The organism is Microcoleus sp. F4-D5 (assembly GCF_036704885.1).
Taxonomy (GTDB): Bacteria; Cyanobacteriota; Cyanobacteriia; order Cyanobacteriales; family Microcoleaceae; genus Microcoleus.
The window spans coordinates 14,374-39,120 of the sequence record NZ_JAUBSX010000065.1; the positions used below are offsets into that span (position 1 = coordinate 14,374).

Annotated in this window: 25 protein-coding genes; 5 read left to right on the top strand and 20 right to left on the bottom strand. The window is 45.9% G+C overall.

The features are described from left to right. Positions 1–13: 13 nt before the first annotated feature. The 10 genes from QUA80_RS24655 to QUA80_RS24700 all read right to left on the bottom strand — a co-directional run bounded on the left by QUA80_RS24655 (position 14) and on the right by QUA80_RS24700 (position 12,131). Positions 14–613, bottom strand: coding sequence for a hypothetical protein (locus QUA80_RS24655; RefSeq protein ID WP_333427642.1), 600 nt, complete (start codon positions 611–613; stop codon positions 14–16). 50 nt (positions 614–663) lie between these two features. Then, complete coding sequence (locus tag QUA80_RS24660; protein WP_333427643.1) at positions 664–1,878, bottom strand: ABC transporter permease subunit; 1,215 nt, start codon at positions 1,876–1,878, stop codon at positions 664–666. 188 nt (positions 1,879–2,066) lie between these two features. After that, a complete protein-coding gene (locus QUA80_RS24665) occupies positions 2,067–3,152 on the bottom strand; it encodes an amino acid ABC transporter substrate-binding protein (protein WP_333427644.1) in 1,086 nt (361 codons plus the stop codon). Between the two features lie 305 nt (positions 3,153–3,457). Then, positions 3,458–3,685, bottom strand: a complete 228-nt coding sequence (locus tag QUA80_RS24670; RefSeq protein WP_333329575.1) for a hypothetical protein — start codon at positions 3,683–3,685, stop codon at positions 3,458–3,460. Positions 3,686–3,996: 311 nt separating this feature from the next. Continuing rightward, positions 3,997–9,102 carry a PAS domain S-box protein gene (locus tag QUA80_RS24675; protein ID WP_333427645.1) on the bottom strand — a complete coding sequence of 1,702 codons (5,106 nt, stop codon included), beginning with the start codon at positions 9,100–9,102 and terminating at the stop codon, positions 3,997–3,999. A 334-nt stretch (positions 9,103–9,436) separates the two neighbouring features. Beyond that, a complete protein-coding gene (locus QUA80_RS24680) occupies positions 9,437–9,838 on the bottom strand; it encodes a fasciclin domain-containing protein (RefSeq protein ID WP_333427646.1) in 402 nt (133 codons plus the stop codon). Between the two features lie 304 nt (positions 9,839–10,142). Continuing rightward, complete coding sequence (locus QUA80_RS24685) at positions 10,143–10,583, bottom strand: hypothetical protein (protein ID WP_333427647.1); 441 nt, start codon at positions 10,581–10,583, stop codon at positions 10,143–10,145. Continuing rightward, positions 10,576–10,938 carry a hypothetical protein gene (locus tag QUA80_RS24690; RefSeq protein ID WP_333427648.1) on the bottom strand — a complete coding sequence of 121 codons (363 nt, stop codon included), beginning with the start codon at positions 10,936–10,938 and terminating at the stop codon, positions 10,576–10,578. Before QUA80_RS24690 ends, QUA80_RS24685 begins: the two co-directional genes overlap by 8 nt. 211 nt (positions 10,939–11,149) lie before the next feature. After that, the gene (locus QUA80_RS24695) at positions 11,150–11,590 is read right to left on the bottom strand and encodes an Hsp20/alpha crystallin family protein (protein WP_333427649.1); all 441 of its coding nucleotides are present in this window, start codon (positions 11,588–11,590) and stop codon (positions 11,150–11,152) included. 253 nt (positions 11,591–11,843) lie between these two features. After that, the gene (locus QUA80_RS24700) at positions 11,844–12,131 is read right to left on the bottom strand and encodes a hypothetical protein (RefSeq protein WP_333240055.1); all 288 of its coding nucleotides are present in this window, start codon (positions 12,129–12,131) and stop codon (positions 11,844–11,846) included. A gap of 186 nt (positions 12,132–12,317) precedes the next feature. Between QUA80_RS24700 and QUA80_RS24705 the strand changes: the two genes are divergently transcribed. The 3 genes from QUA80_RS24705 to QUA80_RS24715 all read left to right on the top strand — a co-directional run bounded on the left by QUA80_RS24705 (position 12,318) and on the right by QUA80_RS24715 (position 15,098). Then, entirely contained in the window at positions 12,318–13,112 is a 795-nt protein-coding gene (locus QUA80_RS24705) for an MlaE family lipid ABC transporter permease subunit (protein ID WP_333427650.1), read from the top strand. Positions 13,113–13,314: 202 nt separating this feature from the next. Continuing rightward, entirely contained in the window at positions 13,315–13,707 is a 393-nt protein-coding gene (locus QUA80_RS24710; RefSeq protein ID WP_333427651.1) for a DUF3119 family protein, read from the top strand. 59 nt (positions 13,708–13,766) lie between these two features. Then, on the top strand, positions 13,767–15,098 hold the full coding sequence (locus QUA80_RS24715) for a DUF3086 domain-containing protein (RefSeq protein ID WP_333427652.1): 1,332 nt from the start codon (positions 13,767–13,769) through the stop codon (positions 15,096–15,098). On the opposite strand, the gene QUA80_RS24720 is transcribed toward QUA80_RS24715, so the two are convergent. Next, positions 15,085–15,258 carry a hypothetical protein gene (locus QUA80_RS24720; RefSeq protein ID WP_333427653.1) on the bottom strand — a complete coding sequence of 58 codons (174 nt, stop codon included), beginning with the start codon at positions 15,256–15,258 and terminating at the stop codon, positions 15,085–15,087. The two genes, QUA80_RS24715 and QUA80_RS24720, sit on opposite strands and share 14 nt — an antisense overlap. A gap of 8 nt (positions 15,259–15,266) precedes the next feature. Here QUA80_RS24720 and plsY point away from each other — a divergent pair, with 8 nt between their 5' ends. Continuing rightward, on the top strand, positions 15,267–15,950 hold the full coding sequence (plsY, locus tag QUA80_RS24725; protein WP_333427654.1) for a glycerol-3-phosphate 1-O-acyltransferase PlsY: 684 nt from the start codon (positions 15,267–15,269) through the stop codon (positions 15,948–15,950). Here the strand turns inward: plsY and QUA80_RS24730 are convergent. Both QUA80_RS24730 and QUA80_RS24735 read right to left on the bottom strand, forming a co-directional pair. Further along, positions 15,881–16,402, bottom strand: a complete 522-nt coding sequence (locus tag QUA80_RS24730; RefSeq protein WP_333427655.1) for a hypothetical protein — start codon at positions 16,400–16,402, stop codon at positions 15,881–15,883. The genes plsY and QUA80_RS24730 overlap by 70 nt on opposite strands. Then, entirely contained in the window at positions 16,399–16,629 is a 231-nt protein-coding gene (locus QUA80_RS24735) for a hypothetical protein (RefSeq protein ID WP_333427656.1), read from the bottom strand. The genes QUA80_RS24730 and QUA80_RS24735 overlap by 4 nt, the downstream gene beginning before the upstream one ends. A gap of 408 nt (positions 16,630–17,037) precedes the next feature. Here QUA80_RS24735 and QUA80_RS24740 point away from each other — a divergent pair, with 408 nt between their 5' ends. Continuing rightward, on the top strand, positions 17,038–19,440 hold the full coding sequence (locus QUA80_RS24740; RefSeq protein WP_333427657.1) for a protein kinase domain-containing protein: 2,403 nt from the start codon (positions 17,038–17,040) through the stop codon (positions 19,438–19,440). A 36-nt stretch (positions 19,441–19,476) separates the two neighbouring features. Here QUA80_RS24740 and proC read toward each other — a convergent pair whose 3' ends face one another. From proC to QUA80_RS24775, 7 genes are all read right to left on the bottom strand, one after another. Beyond that, positions 19,477–20,322 carry a pyrroline-5-carboxylate reductase gene (gene proC / locus QUA80_RS24745; RefSeq protein WP_333427658.1) on the bottom strand — a complete coding sequence of 282 codons (846 nt, stop codon included), beginning with the start codon at positions 20,320–20,322 and terminating at the stop codon, positions 19,477–19,479. A 305-nt stretch (positions 20,323–20,627) separates the two neighbouring features. Further along, entirely contained in the window at positions 20,628–21,248 is a 621-nt protein-coding gene (locus QUA80_RS24750; RefSeq protein ID WP_333240041.1) for a cell division protein SepF, read from the bottom strand. A 67-nt stretch (positions 21,249–21,315) separates the two neighbouring features. Continuing rightward, complete coding sequence (locus QUA80_RS24755) at positions 21,316–22,002, bottom strand: YggS family pyridoxal phosphate-dependent enzyme (protein WP_333427659.1); 687 nt, start codon at positions 22,000–22,002, stop codon at positions 21,316–21,318. 93 nt (positions 22,003–22,095) lie between these two features. Continuing rightward, positions 22,096–22,365: a transcriptional coactivator PipX gene (pipX, locus tag QUA80_RS24760; protein ID WP_333427660.1), complete on the bottom strand. Its 270-nt coding sequence runs from the start codon at positions 22,363–22,365 to the stop codon at positions 22,096–22,098. A 42-nt stretch (positions 22,366–22,407) separates the two neighbouring features. Continuing rightward, positions 22,408–22,866 (bottom strand): holo-ACP synthase, encoded by a 459-nt coding sequence (acpS, locus tag QUA80_RS24765; protein WP_333427661.1) that lies wholly within the window; start codon positions 22,864–22,866, stop codon positions 22,408–22,410. A 165-nt stretch (positions 22,867–23,031) separates the two neighbouring features. Continuing rightward, complete coding sequence (locus tag QUA80_RS24770; RefSeq protein ID WP_333427662.1) at positions 23,032–24,027, bottom strand: energy-coupling factor transporter transmembrane protein EcfT; 996 nt, start codon at positions 24,025–24,027, stop codon at positions 23,032–23,034. A 347-nt stretch (positions 24,028–24,374) separates the two neighbouring features. Next, positions 24,375–24,746 carry a four helix bundle protein gene (locus QUA80_RS24775; protein WP_333427663.1) on the bottom strand — a complete coding sequence of 124 codons (372 nt, stop codon included), beginning with the start codon at positions 24,744–24,746 and terminating at the stop codon, positions 24,375–24,377. Position 24,747: the final 1 nt, after the last annotated feature.

Below are 24,747 nucleotides of genomic sequence, written 5' to 3' on the forward strand. Positions count from 1 at the left end.
TTTTTAGTTATTATTAATTTCTCAGACTGTTCGCTAAGATTCCTAAAATTTTATTAATATCTCTGAGGTAATACTCTGTTAAATCTATTTCAATTACTTGGTCTTTTAATTTTAGGAATCTCCAGTTAGTCCCGCTAGTTACAGCGCCAAAAATCGCAGGAATATCGTTGCCTTCACATTCATTAAATATTTTAGCGCCTAGCATTTCTGCTACGCACTGTCCCAATCCGCCATTGATATTTTCTTTTGTGGCTTCTACAATGATAATTACTGGTGCGGTAATAATTAATAATTCTGGAGAACGACTAATCAGAAAAGCGCAATTTCCATTTAATCCTTTTTCTGGATCGATTGTAAAATCTATTCCGGAAAAAAAGCTAATTTCCGAATTTAACTGTTTTCTCAGTTCGATCAAAATCGGTGCGATAATCATTTCGGAGCGAGCTTTTTCAGTATTACTACTAATAGCTACTGGCACAGTATATAGAAGAGTTTCTCCTAAAAAGTTACTACTTTCTAACTCTGGGATAGCAGAAAACATATTAACTGAATCTAAAATTTTAAGTTCAAAAGTTTTAGATACTTTTGCTAAACTAAAATCACTGTAGGCCATTTTGTTCTCCTTTAATCCTACATCAAAAATTCAAATAAAATATTCAGCAGTTACCTTTCTTTGATTTGTACGGTTTGATTGTACCAATTCATGAACAGAGAAACTATCAAACTAATTGTTAGATATGTTACCATGATAATTAACATTGCTTCGATCGCCCGACCGGTCTGATTCAACGTCGGAGATCCCACCACAAAATAAACGTCGGGATAAGCAACCGCAACCGCTAGACTCGAATTCTTAGCTAAATTCAGATACTGACTGGTTAAAGGCGGCACAATCACCCGCAAAGCTTGCGGCAAAATTACCATCCGCATCATTGTTCCAGACTTCAGCCCCAAAGACTTTCCCGCTTCCCACTGGCCTCTCGATACTGACTGAATTCCGGCGCGGACAATTTCTGCAATGTAACTGCCAGTATACAAGCTGAGTCCGGTCACTAAGGCTGCGAATTCAGGAGTTAATTTTAATCCTCCTTCGAGTTGCAAGGCTGGTGTCAGGCGGGGGAAATCTAGACGAAAAGGGAGATTTTTGGTGATAATAAAAGCTAAGATTGCACTCAGCCCGATCGCACCTAGAGCCCAAAACAACTGTCTTCCCGGCTTAGCTTCTTCCAACATTACCCGCGCCCGCCACATCCACAGCGCCGCCGCCGCCAAAACTCCGACAGTTAGCAAAATCAACCAAATCTCAAAACCCGGCAAAGCCACCGGCCAAGGTACAGCAATACCGCGATTTGTCAAGTAAATCGCCCCCCTCATCTGCTGATTGTCTTCCAGTTTTGGCAGGGAAATGAAAACTGCAAAATACCAGAAAAATAATTGCAGCAATAACGGCGTATTTCGCAGAATTTCTACGTACAAACCAGCCAAACTCCGCAGCAGCCAATTGTCGGAAAGGCGCGCAATTCCTACCGTCAAACCCGCAACTGTTGCGAAAACAATGCCGATACCCATCACCCGCAGCGAGTTGATTAAACCGACAAAATAAGCTTGTCTGTAACTGTTTTCGGGACTGTAGGGAATGACACTTTCGCCGATATCAAAAGATGCTTGGGAATTGAGAAAATCAAATCCAAATGCAATCCCCAGTTGCGAGTAATTGGCACTGAGATTGTCCCAGAGAATGGCGATAACAACTATTACTAAAATTAGGGCGATCGCCTGTCCGGCTATTTTCCAGAAGCGATCGTCCCGCAGCAGTTTTGATATATCTTGAAATTTGGACAATTTATGAGATTTGCCCGGTTGAGGTTCTGGGTTCATAACTGTTTGATAAGCGATCGAACTAATTATGTAGGGTGCGCATTGCGCGCCGGTGCACAATGCGCACCCTACTGACTGTGGGGTAAGCGCGGAGTCTAAAATATGTTGTAGGGTGCGGAAGGCGCGCCTTACCATTTATACAGTCAACAGTTAACAGTCAACAGTTAACAGTCAACAGTTAACTAAAATTAACGGAACGGCGGCGAGTAAAGCAAACCGCCATCTTTCCAGAGTCTGTTTTGGCCCCGTTCTAACTTGAGTGTACTTTTGGGGCCGAGGTTGCGATCGTACATTTCCCCGTAATTCCCCACTTTCTTCACAACTCGGACGGCGTAGTCGTTCGGGAGTCCCAAACCTTTACCTAAATCTCCTTCTGTTCCTAGCAAACGTTTGACATTCGGGTCTGTAGTGCTTGCCACAATTTTGTCTGCATTTCCCGAATTAATTCCTAAATCCTCAGCTTCAATCGCGGCGAAAATAATCCATTTCACCGCGTCCGACCATTTAGGATCGCCGCTTTTCACCGCTGGGGCTAACGGTTCTTTTGACATCACGATCGGCAAAACAACATTATTCTCGGAATTCGGCAGAGTTGTCCGCTTAGAAACAAGCTGCGATCGATCTGCAGTAATACCTTGACAGCGACCTTCTTGATAGGTAGCAAAGGTAGTATTCACATCTTCAAATACCACAGGAGTGTATTTAATTCCTAATTTTCGCATTTGGTCGGACAAATTTTGTTCGGTGCTCGTACCTGTCTGCACGCAGATAGATTTGCCCGCAAAATCTTTTAAACTTTTGATGCCGCTGTCTTTTTTGACCATGATGCTTTGAGAGTCATAAAAGATCACCGGGGCAAATTCCAGTCCGGTAGTGCTGTCGCGACTCGCGGTGTAGGTGGTATTGCGGCTGAGAATGTCGATTTCTCCGGCCTGCAAAACTGTAAATCTATCTTTAGCGTTGAGTTTTCGGTACTCGACTTTTTCGGGATCGTCAAATATTGCCGCCGCGACAGCCCTGCACACATCGACATCCAATCCCGAATATTTGCCTTTTTCGTCTACAAAGCTAAAACCCGGCAGTTCGCCGCTGACGCCGCAAATCAGTTTGCCGCGGCTGACAATTGTATCTATCCGGCTGGAACCTTGTTGCGAGTTGCCACCTGCTGCAGTTGTTGCTGTTGTTTGTCCGGTTTGTGCCGATCGATCCCTACAAGACGCCAACGGTGCGAAAAACAACACACTTGCTAGTAGCAGAAATCCCCATTTACGCATAGATTTTAATAGAACGCTTTCCTGACAATCCTACCTTGTAGCTGTCAGAACTGTGGCATCGGCAGCGCACAAAAGCCGGCGGCTTCAAATTAGCCATTCTCGATGGCGGCAACTGCACCGACTACCTGCCTGTTTGTTTTGAGCAAGCTGGGCGCGGAGAGCTAGAAATCCGGTTTCCGGGTGGAGGTCTCCTCGTCAAACTCAAGATTTATCCTTGAAACCGGGTTTCTTTTCTGCTATTTTTGCCCACCGCAAGCGATCTTCGCCCTTCCCTGGAATATTTATCCGATTTTGGTTGAATGCGTTCACAGTAGCTCTGGTGCTAGCCGCTGCTCAGCTAAATCGCGGATTAGGGACAGCCGAGACTGGATGTATTCGTCCAACAAATCTGCTTCTTTGCAATTAAGCGCAGAGTTGGTCTTTAACTGTTTCAGCAGCCACTGTACCAGGGTGGCATCGTCCAAATTAACTAACAGAGTGGCTTGGGTGGTCTCAATTAATGACCAGAGTTGGCGTAACATGACTGGAGTCATAAAACCTCGTTGAGCGTAAATACGCACTAATGGGCGGGTCTAGCGAAAAGCTAGTCTTGGTGTTTTAAGCCGATCGACGAAAAGTACCCTCAGGTCGATCGGCTTAATGATTATTTTATATTTGATCACAATAACTTAATGTAGTAGTGTCATAAGCTACAACACACAAGATGTTATAAGAGTTCCCAATTCCGTCACATTGAGATAAATATCTTGATAAAAGATTAAGAATCTTTACACGCGAGCGATCGCGGGGACTGCCATAAGCTGTGCGGGATCGGGCTCTCGAACCCGGTTCAAAAGAAAATTGATTACTCAATAGCGACCAACTTTTCAACCCCCGCCAGAATTATTTCTAATTCAGCGATGATTTTTGTAGCCCCCTCCAAATCATTTGATTCGGCCAGACTTTGAAGCCGATCTGCCATCTCGGGCATTAACCGCACCGCCGCCGTAGCGCTGACACCTTTAATTTGATGAGCGCGGCGGGCCAGTGTCTCCACATCTCCCGAGGCGATCGCCCCCTTAGCAGCTTCTAAATAACTACCTGTATCCACCACAAAAGCTTGCAGTATTTCCCGCTCAAACTGCAAATCAGCGCCCGAAATTTCGTGCAAACGTGCCATATCGACTACCGATTCGATATCTGGTGGCTCAGAGTTTTTAAGTTCCTCACCATTAAAATTGGAAGTTTTAATTTTTAGCTTGACCGACCAATTTTCTAGTACCGATTTTAACTTTTCAATCGAAATAGGTTTGCTAATATAATCGTCCATGCCCGCCGCCAGACACTTTTCCCGATCGCCCTTCAAAGCATTCGCCGTCATCGCAATCACCACCGTCTTTTGATGCGGCTTCATCTTGCCAGCAGCATCTGCCGCTTCCCGGCGGCGCAATTCCCGCGTTGCTTCGTAACCGTCCAAAACCGGCATCTGACAGTCCATCAACACAATGTCATACTTTTTCAGAGCAATCATAGACAGGGCCTCTGCGCCGTTATTCGCGACATCCGCCGCGCATCCCAAAACTCTGAGTTGATTCAGACCAACTTTTTGATTGATTGGAGTATCTTCAACTAACAAAATCTTTAAACTTGCTAACTCCCGGTTGTCAATAGCTGAGGATCGATTGGAAGTTGGATTTGCCAGCGGCCGATCGATCGGCGTATTCGGGGCGATCGCATTGGCCAAGCAATCAAACAGCCGGTGAGCCTTAACAGGTTTAGTTAAATAGCCGCTAAAACCGCTATTTACCAAGCGTTTCGCCTCTGCAACCTGAGTTATTGAAGTCAGAACCACCCACTTTGTTTGCTGCATTGCCAGCTCAGAAACTCTCAAGCGTTCGAGACTTCCCGCCACCATTTCCGGCAACTGAATATCAACCAAAATGATATCGTAAGGGGAATTAAGGCTGACAGCTTTGTACAGAGATGCGATCGCCATCCAACCGTTCTCAACCTCCTCAACCTCCATTCCCCACAAAACAGCCATTCTCACTAGCAATTTTCGCACTGTCGGCTTGTCGCTGGCAACTAACATTTTTCGCCCCGCGAGCACCGTTTCCAAATTCACTTTGCACGCTGTCCCTAGCGCTGTTAAATTTTCCTTAACTGTCGGCACAGTAAACCAAAAAGTCGAGCCTTTGCCAGGGGTACTTTCCACACCTATTTCCCCCCCCATTAACTCCACCAACTCCTTAGAAATAGCCAGACCCAATCCTGTGCCACCGTATTTTCTGGTCGTAGAAGCATCTACTTGCGTAAAAGATTGAAACAGCTTTTTTTTGTCTTCTGGAGCAATCCCGATTCCTGTATCTGTCACTTTAAAAATCAGGAATATTGAGCCAGTTTTTTCGACTTTTAACGTCTCGATATTCTCTAATTTTTTCTGGTCGTCGCTGGCTGCCAATAACTCTGGACTACAAGCAGTAGAAACCTCAATTACCACTTCTCCTGCTTCTGTAAACTTAATAGCATTGTTGATCAAATTAGTGAGTATTTGCCGCAACCGCGCTGCATCGCCTTTAATTTGCAGCGGCACGTCGCTGTCAATCAGTGCCACGACTTCTATACCTTTTGCTTGTGCGGGACTTGCCAACAAATCCAGCACTTCATCCAGACAGATACTGAGGTTAAATTCGATCGTTTCTAAGCGCATTTCTCCTGCTTCCAGTTTGGAGAGATCCAGAATATCGTTAATGATGGAGAGTAAATTTTGACCGCTGAGTTTCAGCGTCTGTACAAAGTCAAGCTGTTCGGGAGTAAGATTCGTTTTCAGCAGCAAATCAGTCATTCCCATCACTCCATTCATCGGAGTACGGATTTCGTGACTCATATTTGCTAAAAATAGCGACTTCATTCGAGAGGCTTCTAAGGCTGCTTCTCGGGCCTGCTGCGCTTGTTCAAAAAGAGTAGATTGCTGAATGGCGATCGCCAACTGCACGCTCAACCTTCCCAGCAAATCGACCTCAGAATCAGTCCAAGCGCGCGGAGCCCTGCACTGGTGAGCAATCAGCAATCCCCACAACCGATTTTGACTCGTTTCCAAACTCCTTCCCGGCGAGCCAATTTGAGTTTCCGGCGAATATTCTGTTGCCAACTCCTGACTTTCATCACCTATAAAAATTGGTACAACTACATTAGCCCTTACCTGCAAACTAGCAAGTAAATCTCGGTGTTCCTCGCTCAAATTGGCCGTATAAATATCTGCCATTGCTTGAATTGTTTCTGCACTGTACAGCCATACATAACTTTCCCCAAAGGATGTTCTTTGGACTTTTCTGCCCAGCAGCGGCATCCAATCATCCCCTACAGATTCCACAACCACGACCGCTGTTTCCTCGGAATCAAAACGATAAATTACCGTGCGGTCAGTTGCCAGCAACTGCCGCACTTCTTGTACGGCAGTGCTCAGAGTTTGAGTCAGGTTGAGAGACTGGCGGACTCGCTGGGCGATCGCCGAAACCAGCCGTTCTTGTTCTGCTTGTTCCCGCAGCATTCTCTCAGCTTGCTTGCGTTCGGTGACATCGCGAATTACCGCAGCAAAGCACAGCGGCTCGGTGGTTTGAGGGTGCTTGACCAGAAAAGCATTCATCACAACATCAATGGGTTGTCCGGTGACCAAGTGCTGCATTTGACCTTCGCCTTGCCACTGGCCCTGACTGATAATTGTTGGCAAAATCTCTTGAGTGAATTTTTGTTGAAAAGTTGGGCCGATATACTCCCAGATTTCGGCATAAAGCACTGCCGAAAGATTCTCTACACCCACCAGTTTTCGTCCGGCTTCGTTGACAAACAGCGTTTTGCCTTTTAGGGTAGCCATACCGATAAAATCGCTGCTGTTTTCAATCAGCGACACAAATTTTTGCCGTTCTTCTTCTCCTTTTTTGCGTTCGGTAATGTCGCGCTTGACGCAGACGTGACAAATTACATCGTTGGCGTTGTTAATCACAGAGTATGCCGCAACGTCGATCGTCAGCGTCTGGCCTTTTTTAGTGCAGTTAGTAATTTCGCCCCGAAAACTTCCTGTTTTCGCTAAACTTTTGGCAATTGTCGAAAATTGCTCCCCCCCAACCAGCGGCGAAGCTTCTGCTTCTAATTCCGCGTCTGTGTATTCTAGAAGCGTTTGGTGAGCAAGATTTTGTTCTAGGAAAAACCCGTCAGCATCGATAATGACGATCGCATCGTTGGAGTTTAAAAATATTTCTCGGTAAAGTTTGAGTTTTTCCTCAGCTCGCTTGCGTTCGGTGATGTCTCTTTTGACGATTACGTAACAAACTACATCCCCAGCATCATTGAGAACCGCAAAAGCCGAAAGCTCCACCTCAACTGTTTTCTCTTGCGAAGCCTTAATACAGGTCATTTCGCCTCGGTAACTCCCTGTTTCTGCCAAGCTTTGCAGTACCGACGCAAATGCCTGTTCTCCCATCCCAGTTGCAGGGGTTTTCCCCCACAATTTCGACGAACTGTAGCCCAGCAAAGCTGTGTGAGCTTGATTTGTTTCTAAGTAATAGCCTTGGGGGTCTAAGATCGCGATCGCATCGTTGGATTTCAAAAATATTTGTTGATAAAGTTGCAGCTTCAATTCAGCTTGTTTCCGGGCGCTAATATCCGTGAATAAGCCGTAGTAAACTATCTTCCCCGATGCTTGCAATTCTGGCTGAGAAGCTCCTTGAACCCATTTAAGTTTTCCCGACGGAGTGACAATTTTTCCTTCCCACCGCCAAGGCTGCAAACTTTCAGCAGAAATCCTCACCGAGTTCAGAAAATCATCTCGATCTTCGGGATGAATCATGTCAACAATTACATTAATATCCTGCTGAGCAGCCTCTGGTTCTATTTCATACAATTCTCGGCAGCCGGCGCTCACAAACGAGAAGGCCATCGAGCCGTTTAGATGCAAGTCAATTTGATATACCGTACCGGGTACGCTAGCAGTAATTTTTTGCAGTTTGGCTTGGCTTTGATTTCTGGCTTCATCTGTGACCTGCAATGGAGAAATCTCCCGAGAAAAACCCAAAACAGCAAATATATTGCCCTCGGCATCGCGCAGCGGCAGTTTTTGCGTGTCAAATATGTGCTGTTTGCCACCTTCAAAGGCGATCGCCTGGTAGGGATTGCGAACCATCTCCCCCGCCAGCACAGCTCGATCTTCCTCGCGGATGCCCCCAACCCCGCCGTTGCGATCCCCGAATACTAATTCGGCTGACAACCCTAATTCAATATCATCTTTGCCGATAATTTCTTCAATATTTTTCCCCAAATATTTCGCAAAACTTTGATTTACAAAAATGTATCTAAAATTTCTATCTTTTGCAAAAACTCTGTCCGGCATACCTTCGATTAAAGCCCGCAACAAGAGTTCTTGACTTTCCGCATCCCGAGCCAAATAATTTTGATATTTTTTCTTGACAGATGCCCTTTTAGCTGCTAAATAAATTAATGCTTTGGCACAAACTTGAGCGACAGTGTGAAGCAAACAAAGGTGTTCCAAATTAAAAGCATTTGTCTGCTCTGCACCTATAAAAAATACTCCCAACAATTCTTCACTTTCATCCGGGTTGGCTGGTGCCATCAAGACCGACTGAAACTGAGCAATTGGTGGCGGAGCGATGTTGTGCGCCCAGTCCCGATTACCGGCGAGCCATTCCGCGCGAGCAGCTTGCAAGCGCCTTTCAATTTCGGCTCTGACGCGAGCAGTTAAAGGCTGTAACTGTTGCAGGTATATTCGATCGTCCGGTGGCGTTAAAATTGCGATCGCCGCGCCAGGAATCAGGCGATCGAGATGTGCCAGACACGCTGACCAAATTTCATCAGCGTCAGCGGCGAGTTGTACTTTCGCAGTAAGTTCGTTGAGAACTTGCAGTTCCAAGGTACGCTCGCGGACTTTTGCTTTGAGGCTGGCGGCTAGGATTTGCATAGTGCTCACCACACTGGTTTGCTTATATTATAATTATTGATTTTCAAACTTTTGTAAACAATGATTTGAAAATATCTGCGGCATATGCGGCCAAAAGACTACTTTGTTTATATTGATATTACCTTCAACCGCTAAAAAAAAGGGCGCGATCGGGAGCAAAGAGACAGTGCTCTATGCAAGCTTTCGCTCCCATTGCCCGACTTGACCTTACACCCAAAGACAGATGCAAGCTCCAGACTTTCGTGGTTAAAATCAAAAAGTTTTAGACCAAAGTTCAAACCCTCAAATTCATCTGTAGAGTCAATCGAAAATTGAAAATCTAGGGATGGTGAAACTACCCCATTAAAAGCACGTTATCGATTACATGGATGACGCCGTTATCAGCTTCGATATCCGCAGCGACAACTGTAGCATTTTTAACCTCAAAACCGTCAGAACAATCAATTTTAATCGGCGAACCTTCCAAGGAAGTAACAAAACCGAGTTTTGCCAAATCAGCTTTCATAAACTTGCCAGAAACAACGTGAAACATCAAAATCCTGGTCAATTGGGGAACGTTCTGCACTAGGGTTGTGACTGTTCCCGGCGGCAATTTCGCAAAAGCATCGTCATTGGGTGCAAAGACAGTAAAAGGGCCCGGACTTTTGAGCGCGTCTACTAAATTAGCTACTTGCACGGCAGTTACGAGGGTTTGGAACGAACCCGCACCTACGGCAATATCAACAATATCAGGCATTGTGTTTTACCTCATCTGGGAAAAAAGTTCTATTAAGTATCGTAAACTGAGACGGGCAACAATACCTACTGTCTTTTTTGAAAAATTGGTAATTCTTTTGTAGTGAGGACTTCACTCCTCAGATTTTTGATGAGGACTTCAGTCCTCACTACAAACCTAATAATATAGGACTTACATATGGGCCCAGAAACCGGGTTGTTTACGAAAATACTTAGTTAAAACCCGCAGATTAGGTAAAAAACCCAGTTTCGAGGAGTCGGAGTGCCTAAGTCCTGTAATAGTTATTTTACCCGATATAATATTACTAACGCCTTGGCAATTTAACCGCGCCGGGGTTTACAATTGGTACAATACTGCTGTCGATTGTTGTGATACCCCAATTCTCTGTTTCTAAATCTGCTACTTCAGCATTTAGGTTTTTTGCCTTGTGAATGCTAAAACTGCCGTAAAAAATTGAAATTTCAAAAATGTCTGTAGTAATCACCGCCGGCTTGCGGTGTTCCGGCTCCCCCAAAGAAATTCCGAAGAATTCAGCTTCCAGTTCGCCAACAGCCTCTTCATCGTGTACAGTCCAACTGATATCGCGACAGTCTTTGAATACCAGCATATAAGGTAATCTTTCTTCTGGATTGTAGACGCATTCAATTAATACTTCGTTTCCCCATAAAGATACGTTGACATTTGTGATTAAAGATGTAAAACCACCCAATCCAAGCAAGTTATAGTCATCCTTCCAATCACTCATTTAATTTTTCTCCCGTATTGTGAGTCCCTGGAATTAAATTACCCAATTCGTCTTTAGTCAGCAATAAATTACCATCTCTATCGAGACGCAAACCTTTGTTGATATTTCTTCCATCTGAGCAATATTTCGGTGCAGGCGTTCTAATAACTTCACCGTTAGGACGGATCGTTACTTTTGACTTATCAAAAAATTTATATGCAACATAACCATCTCTAGTAGTTCTGATTTCTGCACCCAATCCGCGCAAAAAATCATCGACTTCTTGGCGAGTCATCCCGGTTAAGTCTCCAAACTCAGATGCAATTCCATTTCCTCCAACTCCCTGACTCGGCAGGTAAGTTTCCTCACTAACCATTGCTTATGGGAGTTTAGCACGGTTGAAGAATCGGAACAAGGAAGTTCGGCAACTGATTCGCTTTCTGAGGATGTAATGGATGGATGGAAGAAGAAATAAGGAAGAATCATTCCTCAAACTCGCAATTCCCAATTCCAAATTCCCAATTCCCAAAACAAATAGGGCGCGCACCGCACGCCCTATCTATCAGCTATTAACCAACAATTATTTATTAGCCGAGTTGAACTTTAACCACGCGGTTCTTTTCCGCTTCCGCTTTGGGCAAATTCAGGTGCAAAACTCCATTTTTGTACTCAGCTTCTACGCTGTCATTTTGAATCCGTGCGGGTAAGGGAATCACTCGGCGGAATGAACCGTAACGGAACTCAGAGCGAGTCATGCCTCGATCTTCACTCTTAGTTTCCAGACGGCGTTCGCCGCTAATAGCAACAGCTTCTGCGGTTACTTGTACGTCCAAATCCTTAGCTTCCATGCCCGGAACTTCTAATTTAAGGTGGATGGCTTCGGGAGTTTCATCGAGTTCGGCGGCGGGTACAAAAGCAAGACCGTTAGATGCGCGATCGGTTGCCGGTGTCAAGCTATCAAACAACCGATTCATTTCTCGCTGCAAGGAGTCCATTTCCCGCAAAGGTTCCCAACGAATAAGTGCCATAACTAATACCTCGACTATCTGAATTTTTTAGGAGTTGAGAAACACTTGACTCAACTTGTATTTAATATATTCCAGCTTGAAAAACTGGGGGAGTCGGTTTTCCGCAAAAAAGCCGATCGCATTTCCGAACATTCGCGATCGGTATTGTAAAATCCTCCCAGGTGCGGGTATCCGATCAAACCCGAACCCAGCAATTTTAGATTTTAGATTCGAGCGAGGAATTCCCATCTAAAATCCAAAATCGAAGGTTCGATTAACTCCACCGCGAATGCTGATAAGAAGCGTAGGTATCAAACAAAGCACCCACCAAACCAAAAGTTAGACCGATAACTAAAAATCCCTGGAGGGGACATCCGCTGCCGAAAGTAGCTAAGAACTGCAAAATCAGGTCTTCTCCAGAACGACCGACCCCTTGGAGAGCAGGCACAAGACGGATCAAGGAAAAGCTAGTCAATCCCGCGCCGATTAACAATATGGGGGCGACAAAGCTCAACAGGCTGGTTAGCAGTACAGAGCGAAGAAAATTGGGAAAAATGCTCATAAGAGTCAGTAAATTCAGCTAAACTGCCGAAAGGTACAAGCAAACAAAACTTGTCCTTTTCTACGATAGGCAGCGATCGCCGTCAGCGGCCGATTCTGTCAGAAATCTTAAATGTTATAGAAAAAACTTGTTTAAGATTTGTACATAGATTTCATTTTTGGCAGTTGTTCTATACTCGAAATCCTCTTGAGCACCACTACATCTTCGAGCCTCAGTTTGTGGAGTCAGCGGTTGCTGGCAGCAATTTTATTGGGCGGCCAAGTCATGCTGCACTTGCTGAAGGGCAAAATTCACCGCCGCAACACCCTCGACCAAATGGCAGCAGTCGGTCCGGAATCTCTGCTGATTGCCTTGCTGACTGCGGGTTTTGTCGGCATGGTATTTACTATTCAGGTAGCCAGGGAGTTTATTAACCTCGGTGCCGGCAATGTCGTCGGCGGCGTTTTGGCTTTGTCTTTGGCTCGCGAACTCGGCCCCGTCTTAACAGCCGTGATCGTAACGGGACGGGTAGGTTCGGCTTTTGCGGCGGAAATCGGCACGATGCAGGTAACAGAACAAATAGATGCCCTGCTGATGCTCAGAACAGACCCGATCGACTATTTAGTCATTCCCCGCGTCCTGGCTTGCTGTTTGATGCTGCCAATTTTAACCATCATGTGTCTCGTCACCGGCATCATCGGCGGACTGCTGATTGCTACGACGATGTACGGCATCTCTCAAAACGTGTTTTTAGAATCAGTCCGCAATTTCCTGAGTCTGTGGGATATTTGCAGCGCGGCAATTAAGGCTTTTGTGTTCGGTGGTTTGATTGCTGTAATCGGCACTAGCTGGGGTTTGACCACCACAGGCGGGGCAAAAGGCGTCGGTCAATCGACTACCACCGCAGTGGTGACAGCTTTGCTGGCTATTTTTATCTTTAACTTTTTCATGACTTGGCTGATGTTTCAGGGGACCGGCTCTAGCGTACTCAAAGGTCTGTGATGTAGCAATCCTTGCAGGAGTCGTAAATTTTTTACCCCACCCCAACCCTCCCCGAAGCCGCGGTCCGGGAGTAAGAAATTCACAAATGATGCGAGGATTGCTATATATCCCCATGCTTGAAACCAGGGACTTTACGGCGCACTTGGTAAGCTAGGAAACGGTAAAATATAAATTATTGCCAAAATTCGTTTGACTTAAGCCTGTGACTACAACTGCTGATTCGACTGCGCCGACAAATACGATCGAACTCGCTCCGAGTTATGCGCTTCCCGTAGTTTTGGTACTGGCCGCCGTACCGCTGCTGTTCGTGCAGAAGTGGGCGAGTTTGTCGGTTTCGCTGTTCGGCTTGTTTCTGATGTACCAAGCCGCCACCCTCCGCCTGCAATTTACCCCAACCGATTTGGACATTTATCGAATGTCCAAATTAATCCGCCGCTTTCCTTACCGAGAATGGCAAAATTGGCGGATATTGTGGCCCGCTGTGCCGATTTGGTTTTACTTCAAAGAAATTAACAGCATTCACTCTTTCCCGATTCTATTCGATCGTAAAATGCTACAGACCTGCTTAGAACAGCGCTGTCCCCGTCAAGACTAAAAAAGTTGTTAATTTTAAATTTTTAACTTTTCTGTGCCCTACGCCGAACCAAATTTCCCATGAATTCAGACGAATCTCCAACTCAAGAACCGCAAGCACAACCAGATGCGCCCACCGCTGACGGCGAAGTCAATTTACCCGTGAATCAGACGGAGTACCAATTTCCATCTCAAACACGGGATTTGTCGATCGAGCTTCAGGAGTCCGCCGCCCAACTCCCGGGCGAAACAGACCCGCCGCTGGGCGAGGCAGATGCCGAAATCGCCGAATTCGTGAACGAAGCAGGCGCACTCGCCCAAATGGAGCCCAATACCGACGATCGCGAATCAGAAAGTCCCATCGCTCAAATCGATCCTCCAAGCGACTCCCCGCCACCAGCAACCGCAGACACGGTAACGCGCATCTCGGAAAATGTTACCGAACAGTTGGCAGAGAGAGTCAAACAATTGCAGCAGCAAGAACAAAATTTGACTGAAAAAATTGCCGCCTTGGAAGCCGACAAAGCCAAGGCCTTAGAAGCGTTGGGCGAGGCTCAAGCATCGATCGGGCGTTTGGTACAAGACGGCTTGATTCAATTAGATCAGCGCAAACAAGCGCTGCAAATCGAAGTAGAAAAACTCGAACGCCGGCGCGATCGAATTCAAAAGGAAATGCGAACCACTTTTGCCGGAGTCTCTCAAGATTTGGCAATTCGAGTCCAGGGTTTCAAAGACTATCTTGTCGGCAGTTTGCAGGATTTGGCCGCTACTGCCGAATTCTTAGATTTGACGCCACCGGTGCAAGAAACCCCCAACCAAATTCCTGCTGAGGAGTCTCAATCCTCAGCACCAGTAAATCCCCGATTTGCCGAACAGGGATTTCAAGAACAAGCCAAACAAATTCGCCGCACCCTCGACCAATATCGCACTCTCCCCGACTACTACGGCCCGCCTTGGCAACTCCGCCGCACTTTTGAACCCATCCACGCAGAACGAGTTTCTAACTGGTTTTTCACTCAAGGAGGAAGAGGTGCTTTGCGGACTATGGGTTCGCGCTTGCAAAATATCTTGATTACTTCGACAATTATTTCTGTACTCAGAAGCGTCTACGGTGCACGGGTGCGGACTTTGGTGCTCGCCAACAGTCCCGAACGTTTGGGAGAGTGGCGACGGGGTTTGCAGGACTGTTTGGGCATTACTCGCAGCGATTTTGGCCCTGAACGGGGGATTATTTTGTTTGAGTCTGCGGAAGCTTTGGCTCAAAAAGCCGATCGACTGGTGAAAGATGGCAAATTGCCGCTAATTGTCATTGATGAAACTGAGGATTTAATTAGTTTGTCAATGCTGCAATTTCCGATGTGGCTGGCTTTTGCTTCTGACCCGCAAAGTTTGACAACGGCTAAAGAATTTTGAGCAATTCCGGGCGAATAAAATTCCCTGCTATACAAACAAAGTCCGCCGGCGGGGACTGAATAACATCCAGGTGAAATTGAACCGGAATTGCTTCTTCCTTATTCCATCCGCCCTTGCGAATCCGTTGCCGAACTTCCTTCTCCTGTACAACAAATTTCAAATTAAAAAATGGCTAGCTGGATAATTTTAAATGGCGCATTGCTAATAGCAGCTTATCTGCTGGGATCGATTCCGACTGGGTACGCCTTGGGGAAATGGATGCTAGGAATTGATATTCGAGAGGTTGGTTCGGGTTCGACTGGTGCGACTAACGTACTGAGGACGTTGGGGAAGTGGCCGGGGTTGGGAGTGTTGCTGGTTGACGTGTTGAAGGGGGTAAGTGCGATCGTCCTAATCCGCTACATTTACTCGCTCAATTTTACCCAGCAGCTAGCAACCGCCGCAGGTTTAGAAAATACTGCAACTGTCATCCCTTGGATGGCAACTTGGGCGGGTTTCTCTGCTGTTTTGGGCCACAGCAAATCAATCTGGCTGGGGTTTACAGGCGGTAAATCTGTGGCTACGAGTTTGGGAGTTTTGCTCGGTTTGTACTGGCCTGTTGGTGTGGGAACTTTCGGAATTTTTGGAATCGTGTTTGCGGTATCGCGAATTGTCTCTTTGAGTTCGATTATCGGGGCAATTAGCGTTGCTGGATTGATGTTTGCTTTACATCAGCCGCTAGCTTATGTATTGTTTGGAATTGCGGGCGGCGTGTTTGTAATTGTCCGACATCGCAGCAATATTCAGCGGCTGTTGAACGGTACGGAACCGAGAATTGGGGAGAAATTGGAAACAGCAGCTAGCGATCGATAATTAGTATTGTTGTACCGCTGGTTGCAGATTACTATTCCTCTGTCCAATCTTCGATTTAAGCTTTTGCTGGAGGCCAAGTTTTCCAAAACTATATCATCGGCAGTCAAACCATTTGCTAATCCAATCCGATCTGCACCGAGTGTGAAACCTACAATGTAATCGGCATTATTTATATCAGTAACTCTTGGTTCAGCTTGGATGACGTATAAGTTGCTTTCACTGATTTCAACTGAGCCAAAACTCTGCTCATTTGCGCCGACTAAAAAGTCTCGACCCAAACCTCCTATCAAAGTGTTATTGCCATCGTCGCCGAATAAAACGTCATTGCCTCTACCTCCCAATAAAACATCATTTCCTGCATCACCCAAAAGTTCATCTGCATCTTGACCGCCGCTGAGACAGTCATTTCCCTCATCTCCATACAGTCCGTCTTTTCCTTTTCCCCAAATCAAGAATCGTTGCCAGGATCTCCGATTAGAAAATCTTCCCCGTCATTGCCAAAAACCCAATCGCCGATTGTTGAGCCGATGACTGTATCCTCACCTCCGAGCATCCACACTCCCGAAGGGAAGTTAGTGACACCTCCGAATTTGGAATTAAGGAGGAATAAATCAACTGATTCCGATGTATTGTCGCCAACTAAGCGGGGTACTCCCGATCGATCTGTTTGTAAAACCATAGAATATTCTCTCCGTAAAATATCGTCGGATGTCAATATGATTAAATAAGCAACTTAGAAAGTCAATTTATATATTCATTGGATTTATGTCATACAATAGACTTCTTGCAAAAGTCCTTTCGATCAAATTTTCGGACGGGCCGGAGATCCCATCCCACAAGAGAAAAAACTTTTTGTGGGACGGGCTCCAGAGCCCGTCCCAGCTATTTTTGCAAGAGGTCTAATTCATAACCTTGAGTTGATAAAAGTCATATTTGTAAATATATGTTGCAAAAAGTAGACAAAAGAGCCAATTTCATAAAATTGGCAACGCAAGTCTTGATTTCGCCCAAATATTCATAGACAGTACCCAAATATGCGGCAAAATCAATATTAACTAACCGATCGAGTCGGGGAATCGGAGAATCTATGTGCCTAAAGCCAGGGGATATTCTGCGCGATCGCTACCGAATTATCGCTAAATTAGGTGAGGGAGGGTTTGCTAAAACCTATACGGCTAACGACGCTTTGGGCAACCCCGAAAATCCCCTGTGCGTCGTCAAGGAAATTCCGCCTCCTGAATCTAACGATGAACGGCTGTTGCAGGAAGCACAACAGCAATTTGAAAAAGAAGCTAAAACCCTGAAGTATCTCGATAAGTGTCCGCAGATTCCCAAGTTAATCGATAGCTTTCTTGAACAGGGAAAATTTTACTTAATTCAAGAATACATCGAAGGAAATCCGCTCAACAAAGAACTCGCATCTCTCAGGCAGTTTCAGGAGTCAGAAGTTATTGATTTATTGCAAGATATTTTGTCAGTTTTAGATTGCGTCCACTCTCAAGGTATTATTCACCGCGATCTGAAACCGTCAAACTTAATCCGGCGCAAGCTTGACGGCAAAATTGTGTTAATTGACTTTGGGGCGGTAAAAGCGATCGGCACTTTGGCGATCGAGAACGGTCAAATAACTCAAACTCGCGTCATCGGTACAGACGGTTATATGCCAGCCGAACAGTGGAAAAATCAGCCCAGATTTAACAGCGATATCTATGCTGTGGGAATCATCGGCATTCAAGCGATCGCAGGGTTAGACATTGAAGACTTTTTTCATGATAAAAAAACTGGGGAACTCGTCTGGCACTACTCAAGTGACGATCGCCCGATGGTACAAATTAGCGACAAGCTGGAAAAAGTTTTAAATAAGATGGTGCGCTACCACTTTAACGATCGCTATCAATCTGTTGCTGAAGTGTTGCAGGATTTGCGTGAAGCGAAGCTATCCCGTAGGGAATCGTTACCACCAGCGCCACCAGGGCCACCACCGCCCGATCGATGGAGAATCGGCCTGTTCGCGGCGATCGCAGGATGCCTCGGGCTAGCACCATTTTTAATACACAAAATTTTCACACCTCAAACTTGTCCTTTAATCCAGGGAGATGCTGTGAGTTGCGGCGAGGAAATCCTCATCAAAACATCTGCTTCTAGATTTAAACAAAGGGGAGTTAATGACTTTTTGGATTCAAATTATCAATCAGCTTTTAGTTTATTAAAACAATCGTGGAACGAAGAAGAACGCAAAGACCCAGAAACTTTAATTTACATGAATAATGCCCTTTTGAAGGCAAAAAAAGCTGATTACTACACCCTGGCAATTGCCGTTCCCATTAGCAACAGTGAAGGAGGTACTGTCAATTCGGATTTGGCTAGAGAAATGTTGCGCGGCATTGCCCAGGCTCAAACAGAAGTCAACCTAGGACTCTTTAATTCCGATCGCAATAACGACTTTCCCGGTCAAGATTTTTTAGCAGGTAAAGACATTAAGGGCAAGGGTATAAGAGTCATTATCGCTGACGATGCCAATCTGAAAACAGAGGCAAAAGCTAGGGCCTCTTCACTCGTCAAGCAAACCGAGATTTTGGGGGTCGTCGGTCACTATACTAGCGAGATGACTGTGTATGCAGTCGATACTTATGACGAAAATCACTTAGTTTTAATTTCGCCTGGGAGTACAACGGAACAATTAACAGAACAACGTCGTAAATTTTTCTTTCGCACAGTCCCCAGACATCAAATTACTGCTGAAAACTTCAAGAACTATCTGATTGAAAAGGCAGGTTCCAAAAAAGCGGCGGGTTTCTACTGTCCTGAGATTCAAGCTACTTCTTCATTGTGGGAAGAATTCAGAAAACAGTTTAGAAAAACAGGAGGAAATATTTTAAGCATCACTGAATTCAATTTGTGTAAGAAAAATTTTAACGTTGAACTAGCATTACAAGAAATCGAGCGATCCGGGAAAACAGCGCTCGTCTTAAGTACGAGTCATGTCCCGGATGCAGTCAAAAATGCGATGGCACTAATTAAAGCCAATGGCGATCGCAATTGGGTAGTGGGAACCGGGGGAATCTACAGCCAGAAAACGTTAGAAACTGCCTCCCAGTTACCGTCTTTTGAGAAACTGGTGACATCATCCTCTTGGCATCCCTTAGCTGCTCCCAACCCCAACCCCACATTTGCCGAAAATGCTCGAAAGCTTTGGGGAGGAAACGTCAACCACCGCAGTGCTTTAACCTACGATGCAACTGTGACGCTAATTACAGCAATAGAAAAACAACCGCAACCCAGTCGCGAAGGGATGCAGAAAACTATTGCGAGTCCGACTTTTAGGGCCACAGGAGCAACCGGAACTATTCAGTTTGATGACAAGGGCGATCGCAAAAATTTTCGACCGGAGTTAGTGCATATTGTCAAGTGTGAGAAAGAAAAGTTTGGCGTCACATTTGTTCCCGTCAAGTATCCGACGGCAAAAGCGGCAGGTTTAAAGTGCGATTGAACTCATTTCTGATTGTTTCTGTGCGTAATTCCTGACTTATTTGCCCAATTCTTGAGAACGCAAACAAGCTGCTTTCACTGCTTCGATCAGCGCAGAACGAAAGCCGTTACTCTCTAATTTAGCAATTCCGGCAATAGTTGTGCCGCCGGGACTCGTAACTCGATCTTTCAATTCTGCTGGGTGCATTCCCGTTTCTTGCAATAGTTTCGCCGTACCCAATACTGTTTGCACTGCTAATTGAGAGGCGATCGCCCGTGGCAGTCCTACACAAACTCCGCCATCTGTCAAGGCTTCTATCAAAATTGCTACATAACCAGGCCCGGAACCCGAAAGCCCCGTCACCGCATCCAGCATACTCTCAGGTACTTCTACCACTTCTCCCACCGCCTGAAAGATGCGCTTTACCAATTCTAAATCAGCCGGTTGAACGAGTTTTCCAGGAGCGATCGCGCTCATTCCCGCCCCCACCGTCGCCGGAGTATTCGGCATCACGCGCAGCACTCCCCGCCCGGGAAAAGCCGGTTCTAGCTTGCTGAGCGGCACTCCAGCCAAAATCGACACTACCAGCGCTTCTGGCTGGGAATTAGCCGTTTCTCCATTATTTCCCTGTTTGCGATCGGCCGCCACGGCCAACTCCAAAGCTACCGTATCAAAAACTTGCGGTTTAATTGCCAAAAACAGCACTTCTGTAGCGGCAGCAACTTCTAGATTGCTGGCTGTTGTTCCAATCCCGTATTTCTCAGTTAAAAACTCGCGGCGCTTTACCCCTGGCTCGCTCACCAATATTTCTGAAGGCAAATAAACTTTTTCTGCTATTAAACGGGATAAGAGAGCTTCTCCCATTACCCCGCCGCCGATCGTACCAAATTTTATGTTAGTCATTAGTCAGTTGTCATTAGTCATTAGTCATCAGTCATCAGTCAACAGTGCTAATTTATAGGGTGCGTCGTCCGAAACAATCTGCAAGTTTCATCGAACATCTCAGAGCGACGCACCTTACTATTTTATGTTAGTCATTAGTCATTAATTATTAGTTGCCATTAGTTATCAGTCAACTGTCTTAGCTAAGAGTTAAGCGCCCAAAACTAAGGAATACAAAATTCAGGAGCTGGCTAGTTAAAAGCTGACTTGCTAATAACTAAAGACTAAAGACAGATGACTAATGACTAATAAATGCTGACTGCTGACTACTGAGCGATTTGAGCTTGTTCTGCCGGCCAGACTGTCGGTGCAGGAGCAGCAGCGCGGGGCCGTCCTTGAGCCGGAGGCACTTCGTGAACCACACCAGACTGAGTTCTCACCTGCACGCAGCTAGGCGTAAACAAGAAAATACTTTCCCCAATGCGCTCTTGATGACCGTCAAGGGCGTAAGTACCGCCCGCCACAAAGTCCACAGCTCTTTGCGCTTGGTCTGGGTCCATCACTGTTAGGTTCAAAACCACAGATTTCCGTTCTTTAAGAGCTCGAATGGCTGCCGGCATCTCTTCAAAAGTGCGCGGCTCCATGACTACTACTTCCGAAATCCCGTTCATAGCTCCAGGCATTCCAATCACGTTATTCATTACTGACCCTACTCCCCCGGTTGGTGCAACAACATCCGTACCTGTCGATCCTACTACTGACCGCTCTCGCATTCTGCGATTTTGGCGACGTTCTTCTTCTGCTGCAGCTGCAGAGGCTGCGTTCGGTTCAGGCGGTTGGTAGACGTTCTGAAAGCGATCGCCTTCGGTTTCGTCGTACTCGTAATCGTACTCAGGCTCATTGGGGAAGCCTACAAAATCTCGTAGCTTAGAAAAAATGTTCACCATTTAAGCTCCTTCACGACTGTGCTGCCCCGACTATAACTCGCGTTGCGGGTTAGTCGCGGGTGGCTGACTACTCTATTTTTAACCCAAGTTGTCCTCTTCTAGAGCCAAACAAGCTTGTTCCTAGCCGTACCATAGTAGCACCTGCTTGAATTGCCAAATGATAATCTTCCGACATCCCCATCGAGAGCTGCTGCATTTGAATGCGGGGCAAATTTTGCCGGTCGATTTTGTCAGCAAGTTCGCGGGTGCTGTTAAACAATTTTAAGATTTGCGAGTCATCTAATCCCAGCGGAGGTATTGTCATCAAACCTTGAATTTTGATATGCTGACATTTGTTGAGTTCTGGGAGGTCGGCAAGCAGTTGTGGGACGCTCCAGCCGTATTTGTCCGGGTCGGGCAACATTTTGACTTGCAGGCAGACTTCCGGAGAGCAGGACCGTTCGCCCGCCAAGCGCGAAAGCCGCTGAGCGAGTTTTAAGTTGTCGAGAGAGTGAATCCACTGGAAATGCTCTAGGGCCTTGGCTGCTTTGTTGGCTTGCAAGTGACCGATCAAATGCCAGTTGATATCCGGCAAATCTTGCAGTTGGCTTTGTTTTTCGGCAGTCTCTTGAACCTTACTCTCGCCAAAATCCCGGATGCCGGCTTCGTATGCTTCGCGGATAGCATCAGTCGGTACCTGTTTGGTAACGGCAATTAACCGCACGGATTCCGGCAACTGTTGGCGAATGCTGTTAATTCGAGAGGCAATGGTCATGAGTGCTCAACGCTGGGAACTAGAGGTTGGGAAAATAAAGACAGTTACTAATTACCAAATTACCAATTACCGATTACCAATTACTGATTTTCGCTATAGAAATGTGCGCTTGTGAATCGCCTGCAATTGGTCGTACTCCTGATATTGACCGCTGCGACGCAGGGTTCGCAGGCGAATTTCGACCATGAGGCGAGCGTCGGAGCGACTGATGGGTTCAAATCTCAGACCCCCAGGGCCGTTTGTTACCAAAAAAAATAGGCGCTGGGCGTATAGGGTGGTAAATAATTCTTGGCTGTCTTCAACCTGGGATACCCTGAAGAGGAGGCCAAAGTTTGGATGATTCAGGTAAGTTTCAGTAGTCATTCAGGTTTACAGTCGGTCAATTTTAGATTAAAGATTTCGATTTTAGATTTTAGTTTCGGTGTTTTTGGGGACGGGGTTGTTTGAGAGGGGGGTACAAAGGGCGATCGCCGTAGCCATACAATAGTCTCCGTCATGGCTGAGGCTCAATTGCCACTGGCAATTTCCCCAAACAGAGGCTCGTGCTGCTGCGGTTCCGTGCAGTTGCACGTTTGGAGCACCGTTTTCGGAGCGCCGAATTTCCACATCTGCATACCGTATTCCCCGCCATCCCGTCCCTAGAGCTTTGACAACAGCTTCTTTTGCCGCCCACCGCCCCGCTAGTTGGTTGCAGGAAACTCGATTCATTTTACCTTTAATGCTGCTGTGTTGAGAATTTAGTGACCCGCAATCCCTTTGTTCGGCCGGCGTGTAAACTTTTTCGAGGAAGCGATCGCCAAAGCGGTCTAATGCGGCTTGTATCCGCGGAACATATACGATATCTGTCCCAAGATAGATGTTCAAGGTCTTGGTTCTCTAAATATTTGTCTCCATTACTTTAGCAGGACTGTCGCGTACCAGACACAACTTACTCAAATGCAGGCCGGTGTTCCAAACGCCGCTCGAATCAATCGTTTCCAATCTTTCAATATTATTCAATCTCAAATCTCAAATCTAAAATCTCAAATCTCAACTGTCCCAGCCCCAAACCAAGCGGGCGCTCCAGAGGAGAATCAAGCAGCCGAGGGCGATCCAGTCTCGGATTTTCAATTGCAACTGGTGCCATTCTACACGGTGTCGATCGGGACTGGTGAAGCCGCGAACTTTCATGGCGCTGGCTATTTGTTCGGCTCGCAGGAGCAAGTTTTCTAACAGCCGCTCGGCTATCATCAACCAAACTTGAGCGGCGCGGCGAAATCCGAGTTTTTTCCAGTTTATCGCTCTGGTTCTGACCGATCGCACTAAATTTTGTATTTCTTCCAACACTAGAGGAATAAAGCGCAAAGATAAAGTTAATGTTAGTGCTATTTCAGTAACAGGCCAGTTCAAGCGGCGCAGAGGTTGCATTAAGTTTTCTATCGCGCTGGTGATTTCTTCACTAGCTGTAGTAAGGAGGTAGAGGTTGGTGCTGTAAATGACTGTGAAAAATAGGGTGCTGACGTTGATAGCTAAATCTAGGGATTTGCGGGTGATTTTAATCGGGCCTTGTTTGAATAAAACGTAACTGTAGTTTGTGGGTTGGGGGAGGGAATTTTGGATTTGGGATTTTGGATTTTGGATTTGGGATTTCCCGCCTAAATTAAAGGGATTGTACCAGGGTTTTTTGGGGGATGGCGGGGGGAGGGTTGTCGGCTGTTGAGAAAAGGTTAATTCGTCGGCTGGGAGGCGGGGCTGGTGTTCTGATGGGAGTGCGTCGGGGGCGATCGCGCTGATGCAAAATACTAATAGGCAGAATAGCAGCAGCATTCCCATTTGCTGTTTCCACACGCGCAAGGGAATGGCTGCAGTTAGTGTCAGTACGATTAACATTCCTACTAGAATCAACCGCCAGATGGGATTGGCGAGTATTGGCGCAATCAGAAATGTCATCAACCAGGCTAATTTTACGCGGGAGTCTAGCCGGTGAAGCCAGGTTACGGGTTGTTCTAGGTAAAGTCCAATGGGGAGCGATCGAAGTAAGTCCATCTTGGGATTTTAGATTTTAGATTTTAGATTTTAGATTGAGGGATTGTTTGATTGAGGGATTGTTTGATTGAGGGATTGTTTGATTGATTGAGGGATTGATTGATTGAGGGATTGTTTGATTGATTGAGGGATTGTTTGATTGATTGAGGGATTGTTTGATTGTGATTGTTTGATGGATTGTTTGATTGAGGGATTGTTTGATTGAGGTATTGTTTGATTGTGATTGTTTGATGGATTGTTTGATTGATCGATTGGGGATTATTTGATTCTTTGATTGGGTGTAGTTTGACTTATGGTTGGGATTGTTTGATTTTAGCTTGGCATATTTTGTGGGATTTGAGATTATTTTATTTGCGATTTGCTGTTGGGTTTTTAGCAATTAAAGTTTTGATCGAGGCAACTGTCATCGCTAAAATTTCATTCGTTTCTGACATGATACTCCTCAAATTAGCGACATCTACTAATTTAGCTTCAACTATCAACTCCATCCAGTACAAACATTCATCCGCTTCTTCTTCCACTATTCTGAGTTTAGCAATTAAGTCTGCTGTCGATCTAGCGCGACAAGCTGCTCGATAGTTAGCCCCTACAGAAGTTCCTGAACGAATTAACTGCTTGCCAATTACCTCAGAAACGGTATTTTTGGGCAGTGAACTTACTAGCTTAATAACTCTTAATGCTAGCTGCTTCGTTCTTTGTTTAAACTCTTGTTCATTCATC

Excerpts from the sequence above, each read along its gene's own strand:
- QUA80_RS24750 (WP_333240041.1), bottom strand. The coding sequence starts at position 21,248 with ATGGTGAACATTTTTTCTAAGCTACGAGATTTTGTAGGCTTCCCCAAT.
- QUA80_RS24675 (WP_333427645.1), bottom strand. The coding sequence starts at position 9,102 with ATGCAAATCCTAGCCGCCAGCCTCAAAGCAAAAGTCCGCGAGCGTACC.
- QUA80_RS24770 (WP_333427662.1), bottom strand. The coding sequence starts at position 24,027 with ATGGACTTACTTCGATCGCTCCCCATTGGACTTTACCTAGAACAACCC.
- QUA80_RS24715 (WP_333427652.1), top strand. The coding sequence starts at position 13,767 with ATGAATTCAGACGAATCTCCAACTCAAGAACCGCAAGCACAACCAGAT.
- QUA80_RS24775 (WP_333427663.1), bottom strand. The coding sequence starts at position 24,746 with ATGAATGAACAAGAGTTTAAACAAAGAACGAAGCAGCTAGCATTAAGA.
- pipX (WP_333427660.1), bottom strand. The coding sequence starts at position 22,365 with ATGACTACTGAAACTTACCTGAATCATCCAAACTTTGGCCTCCTCTTC.
- QUA80_RS24660 (WP_333427643.1), bottom strand. The coding sequence starts at position 1,878 with ATGAACCCAGAACCTCAACCGGGCAAATCTCATAAATTGTCCAAATTT.
- QUA80_RS24670 (WP_333329575.1), bottom strand. The coding sequence starts at position 3,685 with ATGACTCCAGTCATGTTACGCCAACTCTGGTCATTAATTGAGACCACC.
- QUA80_RS24655 (WP_333427642.1), bottom strand. The coding sequence starts at position 613 with ATGGCCTACAGTGATTTTAGTTTAGCAAAAGTATCTAAAACTTTTGAA.
- QUA80_RS24695 (WP_333427649.1), bottom strand. The coding sequence starts at position 11,590 with ATGGCACTTATTCGTTGGGAACCTTTGCGGGAAATGGACTCCTTGCAG.
- QUA80_RS24700 (WP_333240055.1), bottom strand. The coding sequence starts at position 12,131 with ATGAGCATTTTTCCCAATTTTCTTCGCTCTGTACTGCTAACCAGCCTG.
- QUA80_RS24690 (WP_333427648.1), bottom strand. The coding sequence starts at position 10,938 with ATGGTTAGTGAGGAAACTTACCTGCCGAGTCAGGGAGTTGGAGGAAAT.
- QUA80_RS24755 (WP_333427659.1), bottom strand. The coding sequence starts at position 22,002 with ATGACCATTGCCTCTCGAATTAACAGCATTCGCCAACAGTTGCCGGAA.
- QUA80_RS24735 (WP_333427656.1), bottom strand. The coding sequence starts at position 16,629 with ATGGTTTTACAAACAGATCGATCGGGAGTACCCCGCTTAGTTGGCGAC.
- QUA80_RS24740 (WP_333427657.1), top strand. The coding sequence starts at position 17,038 with ATGTGCCTAAAGCCAGGGGATATTCTGCGCGATCGCTACCGAATTATC.
- proC (WP_333427658.1), bottom strand. The coding sequence starts at position 20,322 with ATGACTAACATAAAATTTGGTACGATCGGCGGCGGGGTAATGGGAGAA.
- QUA80_RS24665 (WP_333427644.1), bottom strand. The coding sequence starts at position 3,152 with ATGCGTAAATGGGGATTTCTGCTACTAGCAAGTGTGTTGTTTTTCGCA.
- QUA80_RS24680 (WP_333427646.1), bottom strand. The coding sequence starts at position 9,838 with ATGCCTGATATTGTTGATATTGCCGTAGGTGCGGGTTCGTTCCAAACC.
- plsY (WP_333427654.1), top strand. The coding sequence starts at position 15,267 with ATGGCTAGCTGGATAATTTTAAATGGCGCATTGCTAATAGCAGCTTAT.
- QUA80_RS24685 (WP_333427647.1), bottom strand. The coding sequence starts at position 10,583 with ATGAGTGATTGGAAGGATGACTATAACTTGCTTGGATTGGGTGGTTTT.